General features: G+C 69.9%; 16 protein-coding genes and 1 pseudogene. 15 read left to right on the forward strand and 2 right to left on the reverse strand.

The annotated features are described in order from the left end of the window. Positions 1-10 precede the first annotated feature (10 nt). The 10 genes and pseudogenes from K8612_RS19010 to K8612_RS39270 all read left to right on the forward strand — a co-directional run bounded on the left by K8612_RS19010 (position 11) and on the right by K8612_RS39270 (position 9,345). Positions 11-520 (forward strand): phage holin family protein, encoded by a 510-nt coding sequence (locus tag K8612_RS19010; protein ID WP_223738943.1) that lies wholly within the window; start codon positions 11-13, stop codon positions 518-520. After that, a complete protein-coding gene (locus K8612_RS19015) occupies positions 466-1,416 on the forward strand; it encodes a hypothetical protein (RefSeq protein WP_223763305.1) in 951 nt (316 codons plus the stop codon). The genes K8612_RS19010 and K8612_RS19015 overlap by 55 nt, the downstream gene beginning before the upstream one ends. 135 nt (positions 1,417-1,551) lie before the next feature. Then, positions 1,552-2,319: a zinc-dependent metalloprotease gene (locus tag K8612_RS19020; RefSeq protein WP_223763306.1), complete on the forward strand. Its 768-nt coding sequence runs from the start codon at positions 1,552-1,554 to the stop codon at positions 2,317-2,319. A 117-nt stretch (positions 2,320-2,436) separates the two neighbouring features. Then, positions 2,437-2,598: pseudogene (locus K8612_RS19025) on the forward strand (DUF2378 family protein); the annotation flags it as partial. A 234-nt stretch (positions 2,599-2,832) separates the two neighbouring features. After that, on the forward strand, positions 2,833-3,726 hold the full coding sequence (locus tag K8612_RS19030) for an ATP-binding cassette domain-containing protein (RefSeq protein ID WP_223763307.1): 894 nt from the start codon (positions 2,833-2,835) through the stop codon (positions 3,724-3,726). Further along, positions 3,723-4,532: an ABC transporter permease gene (locus tag K8612_RS19035; protein WP_223763308.1), complete on the forward strand. Its 810-nt coding sequence runs from the start codon at positions 3,723-3,725 to the stop codon at positions 4,530-4,532. The genes K8612_RS19030 and K8612_RS19035 overlap by 4 nt, the downstream gene beginning before the upstream one ends. Further along, positions 4,519-5,766 carry an aminotransferase class I/II-fold pyridoxal phosphate-dependent enzyme gene (locus K8612_RS19040; protein ID WP_223763309.1) on the forward strand — a complete coding sequence of 416 codons (1,248 nt, stop codon included), beginning with the start codon at positions 4,519-4,521 and terminating at the stop codon, positions 5,764-5,766. Before K8612_RS19035 ends, K8612_RS19040 begins: the two co-directional genes overlap by 14 nt. After that, the gene (locus K8612_RS19045) at positions 5,763-6,674 is read left to right on the forward strand and encodes a nucleotidyltransferase domain-containing protein (protein WP_223738937.1); all 912 of its coding nucleotides are present in this window, start codon (positions 5,763-5,765) and stop codon (positions 6,672-6,674) included. Before K8612_RS19040 ends, K8612_RS19045 begins: the two co-directional genes overlap by 4 nt. After that, a complete protein-coding gene (locus K8612_RS19050; RefSeq protein ID WP_223763310.1) occupies positions 6,671-8,359 on the forward strand; it encodes an alpha-amylase family glycosyl hydrolase in 1,689 nt (562 codons plus the stop codon). Before K8612_RS19045 ends, K8612_RS19050 begins: the two co-directional genes overlap by 4 nt. Further along, on the forward strand, positions 8,356-9,345 hold the full coding sequence (locus K8612_RS39270) for a nucleoside-diphosphate kinase (protein ID WP_306799673.1): 990 nt from the start codon (positions 8,356-8,358) through the stop codon (positions 9,343-9,345). The genes K8612_RS19050 and K8612_RS39270 overlap by 4 nt, the downstream gene beginning before the upstream one ends. A gap of 5 nt (positions 9,346-9,350) precedes the next feature. Here K8612_RS39270 and K8612_RS19065 read toward each other — a convergent pair whose 3' ends face one another. Continuing rightward, entirely contained in the window at positions 9,351-10,139 is a 789-nt protein-coding gene (locus K8612_RS19065; protein ID WP_223738935.1) for a hypothetical protein, read from the reverse strand. A 176-nt stretch (positions 10,140-10,315) separates the two neighbouring features. Here K8612_RS19065 and K8612_RS19070 point away from each other — a divergent pair, with 176 nt between their 5' ends. The 3 genes from K8612_RS19070 to K8612_RS19080 are packed head-to-tail and all read left to right on the forward strand — an operon-like array spanning position 10,316 to position 14,356. Continuing rightward, entirely contained in the window at positions 10,316-12,967 is a 2,652-nt protein-coding gene (locus K8612_RS19070) for a PEP-utilizing enzyme (RefSeq protein ID WP_223763311.1), read from the forward strand. Next, positions 12,960-13,589 (forward strand): gamma-glutamyl-gamma-aminobutyrate hydrolase family protein, encoded by a 630-nt coding sequence (locus K8612_RS19075; protein ID WP_223763312.1) that lies wholly within the window; start codon positions 12,960-12,962, stop codon positions 13,587-13,589. The genes K8612_RS19070 and K8612_RS19075 overlap by 8 nt, the downstream gene beginning before the upstream one ends. After that, positions 13,586-14,356: a phosphocholine cytidylyltransferase family protein gene (locus K8612_RS19080; protein ID WP_223763313.1), complete on the forward strand. Its 771-nt coding sequence runs from the start codon at positions 13,586-13,588 to the stop codon at positions 14,354-14,356. The genes K8612_RS19075 and K8612_RS19080 overlap by 4 nt, the downstream gene beginning before the upstream one ends. Here K8612_RS19080 and K8612_RS19085 read toward each other — a convergent pair. After that, positions 14,349-14,864 (reverse strand): hypothetical protein, encoded by a 516-nt coding sequence (locus tag K8612_RS19085; protein ID WP_223763314.1) that lies wholly within the window; start codon positions 14,862-14,864, stop codon positions 14,349-14,351. The two genes, K8612_RS19080 and K8612_RS19085, sit on opposite strands and share 8 nt — an antisense overlap. A gap of 170 nt (positions 14,865-15,034) precedes the next feature. Between K8612_RS19085 and K8612_RS39275 the strand changes: the two genes are divergently transcribed. Then, a complete protein-coding gene (locus K8612_RS39275; protein ID WP_306799674.1) occupies positions 15,035-16,192 on the forward strand; it encodes a M57 family metalloprotease in 1,158 nt (385 codons plus the stop codon). Between the two features lie 384 nt (positions 16,193-16,576). Further along, complete coding sequence (locus K8612_RS19100; protein WP_223763315.1) at positions 16,577-17,515, forward strand: hypothetical protein; 939 nt, start codon at positions 16,577-16,579, stop codon at positions 17,513-17,515. Positions 17,516-18,003 lie beyond the last annotated feature (488 nt).

Below are 18,003 nucleotides of genomic sequence, written 5' to 3' on the forward strand. Positions count from 1 at the left end.
GGAGATGGACATGGATCCCTCATCCTCACGCGCTCGTGGTCAATACATGGGGCTGGACGCGGACGACGTGCGGGCCCGCCCCCGGTCGGAAGGCTTCCGTGACACGGACGGACTGGGCGAGCAGTCGCTTGGGACCATCGTGTCCGAGTTCCTCGAGCAGGGCCGGCACCTGCTTCGAGCGGAGTTCAGGCTCGCGCGCACGGAGATGCGCTCCGAGGCGAAGAAGGCGGCGGCGGGTGGCGGCATGCTCGCGGCGGGAGGCGTGGTGCTCCTCCTGGGCGCCATGGCGCTGGTGGCCTTCCTGGTCATCGCGTTCGCGCAGGTGATGCCGCTGTGGGCCAGCGCGCTGCTGGTGACCGTGCTGCTCATCGCCTCGGGGGCGGGCATCGCCGCCGTGGGAGCGAAACGACTCAAGGCGGTCCACGCACCGCGCAAGACCATCCAGACCCTCAAGGAGGACAGCCAATGGGCGAGCACGACGATGCGCTCCGCGAAATCGCAGATGCACGGGCACGCATGAGCGTGCTGGCGGATGAGCTCGGCCGCCGCGCGAACCCCGAGCTGCTGAAGGCCCGCGCGAAGGAGTTCGCGCTTGAGAAGAAGGAAGAGGTGACGGAGCACGCGAAGCAGCTCGCCGCGGAGAAGCGCGAGGAGCTGAAACAGCAGGCCCGCGAGAAGGTGCTCGACTGGAAATCCCACGCCAAGGAGAAGGCGATGCGCAAGACGTATGAATGGACGGATGAGGCCACCCACACGCCAAGGGGGCTGGGGCTGCTGGGCGCGCTTCTGGGGGCCGGGGTCGGCTCCATGTTGATGAAGCGGGCGTTCCGCTCGCGCATCGAGGAGCGCGAATACCGGGTCCGCGAGTATGAGCGGATTCCGGTGGGCCCTGGCCGAGAGCGCGTCCCCCTGTACGAGGCCGAGCGCGAGTACTACGGCGCCTACGAAGCCGGCCGGGTCATCCCCGTCCCTGGATACACCACGCGCGAGGAGTCCAGCGGAGGCGAGGGCATGCACCTCAAGGACCGCGCGAGCGAGGCGCTGCACACGGCGAGGGAGACCGTGGGGAGCACCACGGAGAACGTGAAGGACCGGGTGAGCAGCGCCGCGGACACCGTGCGCGGCCGGGTCCACGACGCGGCGGACGCCATGCGAAGCCAGGCCTCGCACCTGCGTGAGCGCGTGCCGTCGCCCCAGGCGCTCCGGGGACGCACCTCGCAGTGGTACGACCGGGCGCTCGAGGAGCAGCCCCTGGCGCTCGCGCTCGGCGCGGTGGCCCTGGGCATGCTGGCCGCGAGCCTGCTGCCGGTGACGGACAAGGAGCGCCAGCTCCCTCCCGGGCCCGAACCTTCGGGCCCGGGAGACAGGCACCCTGAAACATTGTCGCGTATCAGCGGACCTTTCCACACTCGCTAGCTAGGTTCACTTAGCGATAATTTCTCGTTTTGTTGGATTGTACGATTCAAACCCTCTAAAACAGCGACAGTCCACCCGGTGGTCCCGCGGTGGGACCGGGAGCTGGGCTGATCCACGCCAAGAGGGGCGACGAACATGTTCAAGAAGGCTGCTGTCGTCGTGGTGAGCTGTGGTGCGTTGCTGACGGCCTGCGGTGGCGCTCCGCAGAGCGAGAACGAGGAGATTGTCTCCAACCTCGTCGAGGCGGGCTTCCCGGCCAACGACATCATGGTCGTCGACAACGCGGTGTACGTGGGGCGTGACGCGCACGTGAGCCTGGAGGCCTCGCGGGAGATGCTCCAGGCCGACGCGCGGACCGCGGAGCAGTACCGGACGACGAACCTCATCGGCACCAGCGTGACGAAGATCTGCGTCGTTCCCACCAGCCAGTTCAACAGCTACAGCCGGCTCAGCGAGGGGCTCGACCTGGCCATCGAGAACTACAACAGCCAGGGGCTGCGCATCACCTTCGCGCGCGGGTCGGCGTCCGACTGCACCGCGACCATCTCCGCGAAGACCACGAGCGGCACCGGCGGCTCGGCCGGGTTCCCCAAGGGCGGCAAGCCCTACGGCACCATCAACATCGGCACCGGTCTGCAGAGCTACAGCGTGGACGTGAACGAGCACGTCATCACCCACGAACTGGGCCACACCATCGGCTTCCGCCACTCGGACTACTACGACCGCTCCATCAGTTGCGGCAGCGGTGGTGACGAGGGCGCGTCCAACGTGGGCGCCATCCACATCCCGGGAACGCCGACCACGGCCACGCGGGGCGGCTCGGTGATGAACTCCTGCTTCAGCTCGAACGAAAGCGGCGAGTGGAGCAGCTCCGACCGCACGGCGCTGGACTACCTCTACTGAGCGTCGGCTCGCCGCGGGAACTTCACCCCGCGCGCGAGTGCATCGCGGCCCCAATCCAGGGATGCCTCCACGCGTCCGCCCCGCCCCGGGGCGGACGCCTGGAAATCGGCGTCGGAGCACACGCTGCTGGGCAAGGCGCGTGAGTGCAACAGCAACCCGGGCTACCACATGGGCATCATCGAAGCAGGGCTGGCCCGGGCCGGCGCGAAGAACATCCGCGTGGAGCCGTTCGACTTCAACGGCTACGCGTGCTCCTACCGCGTGCGCTGGGACTCGTGACCGCAAGATAAGACATCCCAGTCACACCAACAGGAGGATGTGAGGGATTGGGAAAGGCTCTCAACAAAGCCTCCCTGACGAGTATCGCCGCCTCATCTTCGACGCGGACCGCTGACGCCGGATGTCAGACCGCGTCTGTAGAAGGTCATCCCGACGATGACCGACAAAATCACCTTTCCTGAACAAGCAGTATTTCAGGATCCGATCAAAACACCTGGGCGTCTTCGTCAGTCCATGGGGTCCGCGAAAGGAACCGCCCTGCTCTCCGCGGAGCGGCTTTCCTTCGCCTTCCCCCAGGGGGCGCCCGTGCTCCGCGAGGTCTCCCTTCACTTGAAGGGGGGCGCGTCCGTGGGGCTGCTCGGCGCCAATGGCGCGGGCAAGACGACTTTGCTGGGGGCGATCACCGGCACCGTGCGCGGAACGACCGGCGGCTCGGTGCGGCTCGACGTGGGTGGGCTGCACGCCCGCCGCGCCATCGGGTTCGCGACGCAGGCCATCGCGCTCTATCCCGTGCTCACGGTGGAGGAGAACGTCGGGCACCTGGCCCGGCTGTTGTTGGGGCGCGGCGAAGCCAAGGCCGCCATCGCGCGGACCCTGGAGGAGTTCGCGCTGGGTCCCATTGCCCGCACGCGCGTGCATCACCTGTCGGGTGGGCAGCGGCGGCTCGTGCACCTGGCCGCGAGCTTCGTCCATGCGCCCCCCATCCGGTTGCTGGATGAGCCCACCGTCGCGCTCGACTTCGAGGCCCGCCAACTGGTGGTCCGCCGGGTGCGCGCATGGCGTGAAGAGGGCGCCGCGGTGCTCGTCACCGCGCACTACCCCGAGGACATCGAGGAGCTGTCCACGGAGCTGGTGCTGCTGCGGGACGGGAAGACCCGCGACCTGGGGGAGCTGGGCACCGTGCTGTCGAACCAGACGCGCACGCTGTCGCTGCGTGGCGCGCGTCCCGATGCTTCGTGGGAGCTCACGCTCGCCACCAGCAGCCTGGAGGAGGTCCGCTCGAAGCTGGGCGAGGTCCCCTCCGATGTCCACCTGTCCGAGCTGCGCCTGTCCGGCAACCGGCTCCGCGACATCCTGCTGAGGGACCCATCCCTGAGCGCCTTCGCTCGGGAGTCGGAAGGGCCATGAATCAAGACATCGCTTCCAGTGCCCCCTCCGCGCCCAGCGGCGTGGCGGGTTTTGTCAACGAGGTGCGCTGCTACGCGCTGACGGAGTGGCGGGTGCTCGCTCGCGAGCGCACCGCCATGGTGTTCATCTTCATCCTGCCCGCCGTGCTCTCCGCCATCCTGGGACCCGGTGTGTCGGGGCTCGACGCGGCCCCGGGCGCCATGGGCCGGGCCACCATCGGCTTCGCGGTGATGTTCAGCTACATGGTGGTGACCTACTCCGGTCACGCGTTCTACCGGGACTTCTGGTACCACACCCACGGCAGGCAGGCGCTGATCCGCCCCTCCCGGCTCGCGTTCGCCATGGGCAAGGTGCTGCCCGCTTGCGCGATGTCGTTCGTGCAACTGCTGCTCTTCACGGGCTTCGCGGCGGCGTTCCTGGGACTGCCGCTGAACGGCAACGTCCTCCAGGTGGCCCTCACCGGCGCGGCGCTGGTGACGAGCGGCTCCGCCCTGGGCTTCCTCCTCTTCGCCATCACGCGCAGCACCGCCACGCTCTCCAACCTCTCCTACCTGGTGCTGGTGACGTTCAGCGCGGTGGGTGGCGCCATCGTCGCCACCGAAGCCCTGCCAGGTTGGTCTCGCACGCTCGGCTACGCCACGCCGCACTACTGGGCCCTGCGTGCGCTCAACGAAGCCACCTTCGGCCCGGGCCGCTGGAGCGTCGTGCTCCAGAGCACCGCCGTCATCCTCACCTTCACCGTTGTCTGCGCGACCGCCGCGAGCCTGGCGTTCGACTTCCGGGATGCAAAACATGACACGACCTGAACAAGACACCGCGGGCCCTCGGGCGCCCGTCATCCAACGGCTGCTCGCGGATCCGCGCGTCGCGCAGGCCCGCCTGGGCAAGCGCATTGGCCGCCTCCCCTACTTCACGCGGGTGGAGTCGGCCACCGGCCCCATCACCCGCATGGAGGGCCGGGACATCCTCAACTTCGGCTCCAACAACTACCTGGGCCTCGCGAACGACCCTCGCGTCATCGCCGCCGCGCAGGAGGCCTCCGCCCGCTGGGGCGCGGGCGTGACGGGCTCGCGCCTGCTCAACGGCAACCTGGCGCTCCACGAGGAGCTGGAGGACGCCCTGCGGCGCTTCTATGGCCGCACCGGCGCGATGGTGTTCTCCACCGGCTACGGCGCCAACCTGGGCCTGATGAGCTCGCTGCTGGGCCGCAATGACCGCGCCTGGGTGGACGAGGAGATGCACGCCTCCGTCCTGGACGGCGTGTGGCTGGCGCGCGCGACCATGAAGCGCTTCGGCCACAACGACCCGGAGCACCTGCGGGCCCAGGCGAAGGAGGACACCGCCTCCGGACTCTGTGTCGTGGAGGGCGTCTACTCCATGCGCGGAGACCGGGCCCCGCTGCGCCGGTTCCTGGAGGTGTGCCGCGAGACGCGGCTCGCGCTCGTCGTGGACGAGGCGCACGGCCTGGGCACGGTGGGCGCGCGCGGCCTTGGCACCGTGGAGGAGGACGGCGTCGTCCAGGACGCGGACTTCATCACCATCACCTTCTCCAAGAGCCTGGGCTCCTGCGGTGGCGCCATCATCGGAGACAAGGCGCAGATTGAGGCGCTGCGCGTCCTCACGCGGCCCTTCCTCTTCACCGCCGCCAACACGCCGGCCTCCGTGGCCGCGGCGCTGGCCGCCCTGCGCATCCTCCATGAGGACCCGGGGCTGGTGGCCCAACTGAAGGAGCGGGTGCGCTCGCTGCGCGAGGCGCTGGTGGAGCGCGGGCTGCGGCCCATCCCGTCCGACGGTCCCATCGTCAGCGTGGAGGTGGGCGCGGACTTCGACACGCTCCAGGCATGGAGGCTGCTGTGGAACCGGGGCATCTACGCCAACCCGGTCATCCACCCGGCCGTCCCCGCGGGCCACGGCCTGCTGCGCCTGAGCGTGATGCGGACGCATGAGGAGCAGATGGTGCGCACCGTCGCGGACGCGTGCGCGGACGTTTTCTCGGACTTGCAGTTGTCCCATGAGGGACGCGGGAAGGTGGCATCATGAAGCGCACGCATCAGCTCTCCAGTGGTCAACCGCTCACCCTGCAGACGCTTCGCGCCCACGGCGTGGACGTCGAGCGCATCCTGTCGGAGCTGGTCAGCGACCCCGCCTCGTGCGGCGTGCTGCTGACGGGCTCGCTCGCGGCCGGCAACGGCACGCCCAGCTCGGACGTGGACCTGATGGTGCTGGTCCCGCACCGCACGTCGCTCATCTCCACGAAGGAAGGGGTGCGCTTCAAGAACAGCCGCTTCAGCGAGGCGCTCCAGTACTGCGACGGCATCGAGGTCAACATCGAGCTGGCGGAGCGCGGCCGCGTCGCGGAGATCATGACGTGGATGACGGCCATCGCGCCGGCGCTCTACAAGCCGTCCGAGCTGAAGTTCATCCCCATCATCGACGGCCCCGAGCTGCGCTTCCTGCACCGGCTGCGCGCGGGCTTGCCGCTGATGAACCCGAGCCTGGTGGCGAGCTGGCGGGACGAGTTCCTGGTGGAGCTGCTGCCCACCTACCTCACCGTGCGGCACTTCATGGAGGTCCACGAGTACCTGGAGGACGCCATCAGCCACCGCGCCGTCAGCGAGGAGTCCAGCCGGCACGTGGCGCGCATCGCGGTGGAGGAGGCGCTGGTCTCCATCCTCGCGTCCCTGGGGGTGACGAGCGCGGCGCGCAAGTGGCTGCTCATCGAGTCGCGCAAGGCGATGGCCACCGCGGGCGAGGTGGACCGGGGCCTGCTCGAGGAAGGGCTCCAGTTGCACGCGGACTGCGCGACGGGCCCGCTGGGCGGATGCCTCACGCGCATCGAGGCGCTCCACCAGCGCATGGCCCAACGCATGTCGGCGGAGCCGGAGCTGGCGCGCGCGGTGGAGTTCCTCCAGGGCAGCATCGACTACGTCCTCGAGCATCAGGGATGAACACCTCCGGAGACACGGCCCACCCTGCCCGCGCCACCGCAAAGGCGCGGCTGGGGGACGCGCTGGGACAGCTCTATGGGGCGGAGCGCGCGGAGGCGCTCGTCCGGGAACTGTTCTCGGCGGCGGAGGGCGTCCGCGCTCGCCCGCGGCCCGGGCGCGCGGCGGTGGACGCGCGGCCCGCGGTCATCGCCGTGTATCCGGACCACGTGCTTGACGGGGGCATGGCTCCGCTCGCGGCGCTGCGGCGCTTCCTCCTCGAGGAAGTGGGCGGCGTGGGGCCGGCGCTGCTGCACGTGCTCCCGCCCTATGTGTCGGACGGGGATGACGGCTTCGCGGTGGTGGACCACCGGGCCGTGCATCCCCGCCTGGGGACCTGGGAGGACCTGGAGCGGCTGTCGGAGGTGAGCGGCGGGCTGATGCTCGACCTGGTGATGAACCACGTGTCCACGTCGCACCCGGCGTTCCGGGACGTGCTGCGCGGGGAGGGACGGCCCGGGGACTTCCACCTCTTCTCCGAGCCTCGGGCCATCGAATGGGGCACGCGGGTGCGGACCTCCTCCGTCCTCCAGCGCTTCGGCTCGGTCTGGGCGTGGTGCACGTACGGACGGGCCCAGGTGGACCTGAACCACGGCTCGCCGGATGTCTTCCTCTCCATGGCGGGGACCCTGCTGCGGCTGGTGGAGGCGGGCGCGCGCGTCGTGCGCCTGGATGCCATTCCCCACGTGTGGAAGCGCGTTCCCGGAGGGCCGCACCAGCCGGAGGCCAGGCTGCTGGTGCGCGCGCTGCGCGCCGTGACCGACCTGGTGGATCCGTCCGTGCGCCTGCTCGCGGAGACGGACCACCGCACGGGAGAGCGGTGCTACCTGGGAGAAGCACTCGCGCAGCACGACAATCACCTCGCGGTGCCGCTGCTCGTCTTCGCGGCGGCGCTCGCGGGCGAGGGCGGTCCGCTGGTGGACTGGGTGAACGCGTCCGCGTCGGATGCTCACGGCCGTGACGGCTACGCGTTCCTCCAGACGCATGACGGCGTGCACCTGCGTCCCATGGACCCACCGCTGGATGCCCCCACCCTGCGGCGGGTGATGGAGCGGATGGAGCACGCCGGGGTCCGGGTGTCCCACGCGGACGTGGGGGGCGAACCCCGGCCGTACGAGCTCAACAGCTCCCTGCATCGCATCTTCTCCACGGAGGCGGGGCTCGACGTCGAGCGCTACCTGGCCGCGCACGCGCTGCTCTTCGCGCTCCCCGCCACGCCCTGTCTCTACTTCCCCACGCTGTTCGGACTCCCGGACGCGGTGGGCGTCGAGCCGTCCAATCCCCGCGCGGCGAACCGTCACCGCTACGCGGAGGGAGCCCTGCGCGCGTGGATCCGTCAGCCGGTGCACGCGCGCATCCTGAAGGCCCTGCTGGGCCTCATCCGCCTGCGCGACCAGACGCCCGCGCTGCGGGAGGACAGCGGCTGCGAGGCGCGGCTGCCAGCCCCCCAGGTCCTGCACCTGGCGCGAAGCCATGGCCGTCAGCCCCTGCATGTGTTGGTGAACTTCGGCGCGGAGCCCGTGTCCGTCTCCGTGCCGCCGCGGAAGTGGAAGGACCTGCTCGGCGGGCGTGAGGGCCAGGGGGACGTCCTGCTCGCGCCCTCCGAAGCGCTGTGGCTCGTGGCAGCCGGGAGTGGAGACCTCACATGAGAAACACCGCCAGTGTGTCCGGCCTCGTGGAGGCCTTCGGCTCGCGTCCGGGGAGCGAGGAGTTCGTCTTCACGTTCTTCGACCCGTACGCCATCGGGCTCGGGCTCGCGGAGGAGGCGCTCGCGTTCCTGGAGCGCGAGGGCTTCCGCGCCGTGGACCGGCGCTTCGTCCAATACACGCAGAGCAGCATCGAGGCGGTGTACAGCCCCAACCGCCCCATCGCGCTCGACAAGACGTGGGCCGTGCCCAGCGAGGTGTACCTGCTGGAGTCCTCCTGCGCGCTCATCCTCCGCACCCCGAGCCGGTCGGCCTGCGCGGCGTTCAAGGCGCTCAAGGGGTCGGCGAATCCCCACAAGCGCGCACCGCACCACCTGCGCAGCCAGCTCCAGGCCCCGACGCGCGCGCTGAGCCTCATGCACTCCTCGGACGACACGCGCGCCATGATTGAAGAGGCCGCCACGGCCTTCGATCCCCGGGAGCTGCGCATGCTCCTGGAGTCGGAGGGGCGCCCCACCCGGCGCGCGAGCTCCGCCATCCAGCAGCTCCCGGGGGCCGTCGTGGGGCGGGCGTGGCGGCCTTCGCCCATGGAGTTCCTGGTCCACCTCCGCCTGCGCCTCGCGGAGGAGGTGGAGCTCGTCGCGCCCCTGCCGGAGGCGCTGGTCTCACCGTGGCGCGAGGCCGCGAACGAGCTGGAGGGGCTCCGCTCCGAGCCCTCGGCGTCCCGCGAGGTGTACCTGCGCGTGGTGGCCCGCGAGGCGGCGCTGGTGAACGACGCGGTCCAGGCGGGGCTCTCGCACCCACGCCGGCCCGGGATGTTCGACTACCGCGTGGAGCCGGCGCTCGTCGCCTCGGTGCTGGAGCTGCTCCACCACCCCGCGCTGTACCGCGAGACGGACCTCACGCGGATCATCGGTCCGCAGGGGGCGCTGGTCCGCAACGCCTACGAGCGCGTGCTCCTGCGCAGCGCGCTCCAGGAGTTCGAATGACCCCGTCACCCCGTCAGCGGTACGCGCTCCAGCACCCGGCTCTTGAGGATGAGGTCGTCGTGCGTGCGCAGGATGGAGAGCTCGGTCACGTCGAGCTCCACGAGGGTCGTCTCGCGGAAGCGCCTCAGCACGTCGAAGAGCTCGTCCGCCTCGTGCACGTCCAGCTCGGAGTTGAAGCGCAGGTGGTCCATCAACTGGAGGCAGCCGATGTAGAAGCCCGGGTGGAGCGAGTGGCCCAGGCGCGTCTGGACCTCGGTGAGGTGGTCCACGGGGTTCGGGCCGTCCGTCAGCTCCGGGTAGACGGGGAAGTAGATGCGGCCGTTCTTCTTGCCCCAGAACCAGCCCCCCTTCACCTGGATGCGGAAGCGCGGGAAGCCCTCCAGCCGCTGCTTCACGAAGGGCACGATGTCCGCGATGGGCATCCGCTCGTGCAGCCCGTTGCAGATGGTGAAGTGGTGTCTGTATTTGCGCCGCTCGACGGTCTCCCAGGAGATCTTCCGCGCCGCGGCCGTCATCGCCACGGCGTTCATGAAGCGGTTGAACTGGGGGCTCTGCGCGAAGGCGCCGAAGTCCACGAAGCCCACCAGCGAGACGCGGGGCGCGCGGTAGGTGCCCAGCCAGTCGTAGCCGGCCTTGAGGTCGAACGGCACGACCTCCGGGTGGTCCGGCCGCACCAGCGGCAACTGCATCAAGCGGTACTCGTAGGAGAGGACATGGTCCTCGGACGGGCGGGGCTGAAGCTCATTGCCCGGGCGGCGGTACGCCAGCCGTTCATCCGTGGCGAAGGTTCTCATGCATCGAATCCACCACACGTGGACAGAGGCCACAATGCGATGCCGCGCACGCGCCCTGCCCCACGTCCGCTCGTGCGAGGTCGCCCGTGACAGCCCTGGAACGCGAAGCCGCGACGCTTCGCCCCACCCCTCCGGTTGGAAGTCCTCCTGACTGCCGCATCCGTGGCGTCGGGCCCGTGCACGCGTCCATGCGGGCCTGGGCCGAGCGCGTGCTGGACACGCTCGCCCGGACGTATGACGGCGCGCCGCTGACGCTCGTGTTCAAGGGCACGGTGCTCCCGCGTCCACGCACCCTCCGCGCGCTGCTCCAGGAGTCCTCCGCCGTCATCGCGACCTGGCGGGGAGCGTGCCGCTTCATCGTCGGAAGGACCCAGGCGGTGCGTGAGGTGCTGGAGGGCTGGGACCTGGACGAGGCGGCGAGCCCGCTGGCCCGGATGGGTGACGTGGCGTGCTTCGAGCTGGAAGACGACGAGGTCTCCACCGAGCCCCAGGCCCCCGTGGGCCGGCTCGTGCTGGGGGACAAGGCGCGCACGCTCGACCTCCTGTCGGAGCTGCACGGGCCGTGGCGCATCTCCCGGCCGCACATCGTGCGGGGCGGTGACTGGGCCCGGGACCGGGACGCCGTGCTCCAGCGCATCCGGGAGCGCTTCGGGGACGCGCGCGTCGTGGTGCGCTCCTCCTGCTCCGCGGAGGATGCGTGGAACGCGTCGAACGCGGGGCGCTTCCTCTCCGTGCTCGACGTGGACGCGGGCGACACCGCGGCCGTGGCCAGCGCCATCTCGGACGTGTTCGAGTCGTACGGTCCGGGGGCCCGGGAGGAGAAGGTCTTCCTCCAGTCCTACGTCCACCCCGTGAGCGAGAGCGGCGTGCTGATGGCGCGGCACCCGGAGACGCTGGCCTCCTACTGGGTGGTGGCGTCGGACGTCTCCAGCGGGCGCACGGATCAGATCACCTCCGGCGCCCTGGAGAAGCCCTCCTCCGCGTACGTGGAGCACGGCGTGCCCCGGGGCCTGTTGCCGGATTCGCTCCGCCGCGTCGTCACCGTGGGGCGTGAGCTGGTGAAGCTCATTGGCGTGGAGGCGCTGGACATCGAGTTCGCGCTGGCGGGCGGTGACTTCCACCTCTTCCAGGTGCGCCCCATCGCCAAGGGCTCGTCGCTGCCGGAGGGAGGCGAGGTCCGCCGGGCGATGCTGCTGGCGGATGCCTGCAAGGCGCACCAGGCGCTGCTGCGGCCCAAGGCCCCCGTCGTCGGAGACGGGCCCGTCTACAGCACGATGACGGACTGGAACCCGGCGGAGATGATTGGCCGGCGTCCGCTCCCGCTCGCGCGGACGCTCTACGGCGGGCTCATCACGGACCGGACCTGGGCGGAGCAGCGCGCGGCCTACGGCTACCGGGACCTGCGCGGCACGCCCCTGCTGCGCGACTTCGCGGGGCACGCCTACGTGGACGTGCGCGCCTCGCTCAACTCCTTCATCCCGGCCGTCACCCCGGCGCGCGTGGCGGAGGTCCTGGTCTCCCAGCAGTTGGCCCGGCTCGCCAGCGCCCCCGAGCTGCACGACAAGGTGGAGTTCGAGATCGCGGACACGTGCGCGAGCCTCGGCCTGCGCGAGCGGCTTCGGAGGCTCTACGCGTCCTCGTTGGACGCGGGGGAGCTGGACGCCCTGGCCACCGCGCTGCGGGACATCACGCTCCACGGGCTTCGCGACCTGCCCGCGCAGGTGGAGCAGGTGGAGCAGCTCCGGGCCCATCCGTTCGCGCCGGGCTTCGAGGGCGGGCTCGGCCCCGTCCTCTCGCGCCTGCGCAAGCTGGGCACCCTGCCCTTCGCGCACCTGGCGCGGACGGCGTTCGTGGTGACCGCGCTGCTCAAGAGCTTCGTGCGCGAGGGCGTGATGGATGCCAGCGAGCAGCGCGAAGTGCTCCAGCGCATCCGGACCGTGGCGGGGCAACTGCAAGCGGATGCGCACCGCGTGCGGCGGGGCGAGCTGGGGCTGGAGGCGCTCGTCGCGGAGTTCGGGCACCTGCGCCCGGGGACCTATGACATCCGGATGCCCCACTACGGCGCGGACCCGGAGCGCTACTTCGGCCCGCTCATCTCCGGAGCGGAGGAGCCGTTCAGGCACGAGGCGCCCCTGTCCCGGAGCCTCCACGAGCGCCTGGGCGCGGGCCTCCGGAGCGCCGGCCTGTCGATGACCAGCGAGGTGTTCCTCTCGCACCTGGGCGCGGGCATCGCGGGGCGCGAGTACGGCAAGCACGTCTTCACCAAGACGCTCAGTGGCGTGCTCGAACACCTGGCGGCGTGGGGCGAGCCGCTGGGGCTGGGGCGGGATGACCTGGCGCACCTGTCGCTGGAGCAGGTGGAGACCGCCTTAGCGCTGCCGCCACTGGAGGCCCGGTCGTGGTGCCACGACGCCGTGGAGGAGGCCCGCGAGCACGCCGCCGCCGTCAACCTCATCGAGCTGCCGGACATCCTGGTGCGCACGTCGCACCTGCTCTTCCACGTGAGCAGCGGAGAGCAGCCCCTGTTCGTCACCAAGGCGTGCGTGCGAGCGCCGGTGCTGGTCGCGGACGGGCTGCCAGACCCGGAGCGCGTGCGCGGCAACATCGTGCTGCTGGAGCGCGCCGACCCCGGCTACGACGGGCTGCTCGCGCTCGGCGTCGCCGGCATCGTCACGGCGTACGGGGGCGCGAACTCGCACATGGCGGTGCGCTGCACAGAGCTGCAACTGCCCGCCGCCATCGGCGTGGGCCGGGAGCAGTTCCGGCGGCTGTCGGGGGGCCGGGTGATGACGCTGGACTGCGGGGGGCGCAGGCTCGTCCATGAGTGAGCGCCGCGTGGTCCTCATCACCCAGCGCAGCGACCGTGTGCCGGGGCGCCCGGAGGTGCGGGACGGACTCGAGGACTCCTGGGCCTCGGGCCTGTGGGAGGCCGGCTGGGTACCGTTCCCCGTGGTGAACGTGGCCGCCGCGGCCGTGGCCCAATTCGAGGCCCTGCGTCCGGGGCTCGTCATCCTGAGTGGAGGCAACGACGCGCCAGGCACCGGGCCGGACTCCGTGCCCGCGCGCGACGAGACGGAGTCCATTCTCCTGTCGCTCGCCGCCCGGGCGCGCACGCCGGTGCTGGGCGTGTGCCGGGGCGCGCAGATGCTCGCGCGCTTCGCGGGGATGCGGCTCGTGTCTGTTGAAGGCCACGTGCGCGTGCGCCACGCGCTGACGGGTCCACTCGCCCGGGCGTGGCGGGGCCCGGCGGAGGTGGCGAGCTTCCACCACTGGGGCGTGGCGGAGGACTCCATGCCTGAGGGATGGCACGTCCTGGCGCGCGCGGAGGACGGCGCGGTGGAGGCCTTCGCGAACCGGGAGCGGCGCTCGCTGGGCGTCCTCTGGCACCCCGAGCGGGAGCCCCATCACCTTCACGCAGTCCTCGAATCCATGGAGGCGTACGAACCGTGAAAGCCATCATCCTCGCGGCGGGCCTGGGCACCCGCATGGGGCCGCTCGCGGCGAACCGGCCGAAGTGTCTGGTGGAGCTGGCGGGGGCCCCGCTGCTCGACCATCAACTGGCCGTCTACGCGCACTTCGGCGTGGACGTCACGGTGATGGCCGGCGCGTACCCCGAGCTGACCCGGGCGGGACGCAACGTGCGCGTCGTCGTGAACCCGGCCTACACCACCGGCAACATGGTCTCCACGCTGCGCTTCAGCCTGCCGGTGGTGTCCCGCACGGAGCCGGTCCTCGTCTCCTACGGGGACATCGTCTTCTCGTACGAGGTGCTGGCGCGGATGCTCGCCGCGTCGCGGGACATCGAAGTCGCCATCGACACGCAGTGGCGCCAGCTCTGGGAGCTGCGGATGGAGGACCCCACGACGGACTGCGAGTCCTTGCGCCTGGAAGGCGAGCGCATCGTGGACATCGGCGCGCGGGTGCGTTCAGTGGACGAGGTGCAGGGGCAATACATCGGCCTCTTGCGGTTCGGGCCCGGAGTCCTGCACGCGCTCCTGGAGCGCTTCGACCAGCGCGTGGCGATGGATCCGCGCTACTGGAACATCTCCATGACGGGCTTCCTCCAGGACCTCATCTCCGAGGGCGTGGCGGTCCACGCCGTGCGCATCGCCTCCGGCTGGCTGGAGGCGGACAACGCGGAGGACCTGCGCCGCTACACCGAGGCCCACGCCTCGGGAGCGCTGGCGGGCTTCTGGTCCCCCACGGCCGTCAGATGAGGCGCACCCGGGGGTCCCCGGCGTCCTGGAGCAGGGAGAAGCCAGCACTGTAGCGCTCCTGGATGTCTGGGACGGAGGTCAGCGCGCGGACGGCCGCGTCCCAATCCGGCCAGGTGAGGTGCTCCGAGCGAACGGCGTCACTGAAGGGCGTGTCGTCCGTGAGGTGGAAGTGCACCTGGCCCACGTCCTGCCGGGGGCCCGCGTTGACGAGCACCGACGCGGGGGTCCGCTGCCGTGCTCCGGCGATGAGCGCGAAGAGGTCCACGCGAAGCCCGGCGTGGCGCGGGTGCGCCAGGGCGAAGACGTCCGGCACGCCGCGCAGGGGGACGGCGATGTGGTGGAAGGTGCCGTAGACGGGGCGCGGGTGGCGGTAGATGGCGGCCTGCGCCGAGCGGTCCACGGAGGTGAGGGGCAGGAGCCGGTCCGCGTGCGCGAAGCCGAAGCGCACCAGGGAGCCGGAGGCAGGGGTGCGCGCCATCCGGAACGCAAGCTGTTTCAGGGTTGCCATGAACGTCCTTCGCTCGGGTGTCCTCCAACCGGAGCATGCCCTCGCGGTCTGACAGTCTGCTCTGACACACAAGGCCAGGGCATCCAGAATGATTTTCTGCTATAACCTGTTTGCCTCGTTTTACACGTAGGCGACTGCAATTCATCCCTCTTACAAAGGATCTTCCCTTCATGTTCTCACGAAGCTTCGTCGTCGCGGCAGGGTGCATCGCGCTGGGCCTCGGGTGTGGCGAGCCCGCGGACGAGACGCAGGAGATCGTCGCCAACCTGATGGGGGCCGGGTTCCCTTCCAACGACATCATGGTGGTCGAGGGGAAGGTCTATGTCGGGCGTGACGCCGAGGTGACCCTGGAGGCCTCGCGCGAGATGCTCGCGACCGACACGACCACCGAGGAGCAGTACCGCACGAACAACGTCGTCAGCCCGGCCCTGACGAAGATCTGCGTCAACGGCTCGGCGTTCACCGGGGTGTTCAGCACGGCGCTGGACCTGGCCATCCAGAACTACGCGGAGATTCCGCTCACCTTCACCATGGCGCGCACGCCGAGCACCGGCTGCAGCTTCACCATCAACGCGGTCATCGACCCGAACATGAATGGCGGCGTGGCCGGGTTCCCGGCGAACGGCAACCCGTTCGGGCAGATCACCATCGGCGGCCAGCTCAGCCAGTACGGCGTCGACGTCATCGAGCACGTCATCACCCACGAGTTGGGCCACACCATCGGCTTCCGCCACTCGGACTACTACAACCGGACCATCAGTTGCGGCACCGGCGGCAACGAGGGTGACGCCGGCGTCGGAGCCATCCACATCCCGGGCACGCCGACCACGGCGGTCGTCGGCGGCTCCATCATGAACTCCTGCTTCCGCGCCGTGGAATCAGGTGAGTTCACCGACAGCGACCGCACCGCGCTGAGCGCCATGTATGCGGTGTCCGCCCCCAGCCTGGTCAGCGCCCTGGACCCGAATCGCTGCCTGGACGTGACCAACGGCAACCCCGCGCAGGGAACGCCCACCCAGCTCTGGGAGTGCAACGGCACGGCCGCGCAGCGGTGGAGCCTGACGCCCCAGGGAGAGCTGCGGAGCGGCCTGGCGTCCAATCTCTGTCTGGACGTCGCCAACGGCGATTCCACGCCGGGCACGCGCATCCAGATTTTTGGATGCAATGGCACGCCCGCCCAGCGGTGGACGGTGGTAGGCACCACGGTGCGCAGCGCCCTGGCCCCCAACCGCTGCCTGGATGTCGACAATGGCAGCACGGCGCTGGGAACCCGGATTCAGCTCTGGGAGTGCAACGGCACGAACGCCCAGAACTGGTACACGCGCTGAGCGCGGGCTCCAGGCGGTAGCAGCACCCGCGCGTCCGGAGAGGTGGCCTGAACGAGGCCCCCGGGCGCGCGGCTCCGGGTCGAACCCGGTGCGGGTGCTGCGCACCCGGTGCGGCTACCGAGCCGGTTGAGTCGCATCCCAGAGCCTCGCGGGTCGTTGTTTCGCCCTCCCCCTTGGGTCTCGAATGGCATGGTGAACCTGAAGAAGGGGGGACCACATGCCCGCGACCCATCACCTCGAGGTGGTCGTTGTTGACGAAAAGGGTGCCGCGCTCAAGCTAGACACCGTGACACTGACCTCGGGTCTGGCCGTGAGCCGGGCCGTGGCGGTCTCCGGCGCAGCGCGCATCGCGCTGAGCGGGGTGAATCCGGGCAGGGGCGAAGTGTGTCTCTCATTCGCGGAGGTGCGAACAACGCCGCCTACTGCGACACCTATCGCGAGGATCTCTATTCCGGGAGCACGCACAGGACTGGAGTGAAGACGTCCATTCCCAAGCGCATTGACGATTCCACGGTCGTCACCGTCTTCGACTTCAAGTCCGGGGTGCGGAGCAGGACCGTGAAGAGCGCAGCCGGGTGGTTTGAACTGGATCGCGTCCTCCAGGGGAAGGTGAAGACGCACCTGGAGAAATACTCAGACCCGGCGAACCTGAAGAGGCGACACGACGACGATTCCATCTCCATCCGGCACGTCTACGAATACATCACCGAGCTTGGCACCCGGGCCCCAGGGACCCTGAGGGAGTTTCATCTCTTCTCCCACGCCTGGGCAGGGGGCCCCATCCTGGTCGATACCTACGAGGACGCCGCCTACCAGCCGGGCGGAGCTTCGGAAGCGAGGAGGGATCCAGGGGACAAGGACCCTCGACTCAAGGACTTCGACCCGGTCAACATGCCCCGGCTGAATGACTTCAAGGCCGCCTTCGCCGCCGATTCCATCGTCAAGGTGTGGGGCTGCATGGCGACCACGGCCTATCGCAACCTCATTCGCGCCACAGCCTCGGCCAGGAGCGACACCGACACCGTCTCCTACAACTGGTCCGAGACGGATCGGCGCACCACAACGGCCGCGAAAGCGAAGACGTACCTTCGGGACGTCATCCTGAAGCATAACTACATGGCGAAGTTGTCCGCTGCCATTGGCGGCAGCGCGAAGGTGTATGGGGCGCCTCCAGGAATGGGCGCCAATCTTCGCGCAGTCCCCTTGGGCAAGAAGACCTTCAATTACATGTACGTGGATGGCATCATCTACAAGCGCGAGTACGACTTCCTCAAGAGCGCCATGGGGTTGGTGCCCGATGACACCGGATATCTCCTCTTCTGATTCCGACACGTGGCCTGGCGCCATCCAGGCGTGGCTCCGCGTGGGGCTCGCCGCAACGCTGCTCATGGCCCAGGCCTGTCAGGAGTCGGCCCGGGGCGCAGCGGCCTCGGAACGAGCGGGCGGTGGGAAGGGCCGTGTGGAGGCCCCAGCGCCTTCCGCCGGTCCGGAGGCGACCACCGCGCCTTCGCCGGGCGCCAGCGCGGCGGAGCGGCTCAAGGCGGAGGCGACTCTTGTTGAATCGGCCCGGCTTGTCTCCTGCCAGGGAGACAAGGAGTTGGCGCGGATGCCCGAGCCCCTGTTGGCGCAGCTTCGGACCGCGTTGCCCCGGGCCACGGTTTCACGGGACCCGGCCCTGACGACTCCGCCTTGGGAGTCCGTCCTGCTGGAGCTGAAGCTCCGCGGCGGACAGGCGGTGTTCGGACAACTGGTGCGCGAGGACGTCCTCCGCTTGCGCGAGGAGCGATGGTGCGGCGGGGGGGCACAAGGCG

This window comes from Corallococcus sp. AS-1-6 (assembly GCF_020037015.1).
Taxonomy (GTDB): Bacteria; Myxococcota; Myxococcia; order Myxococcales; family Myxococcaceae; genus Corallococcus.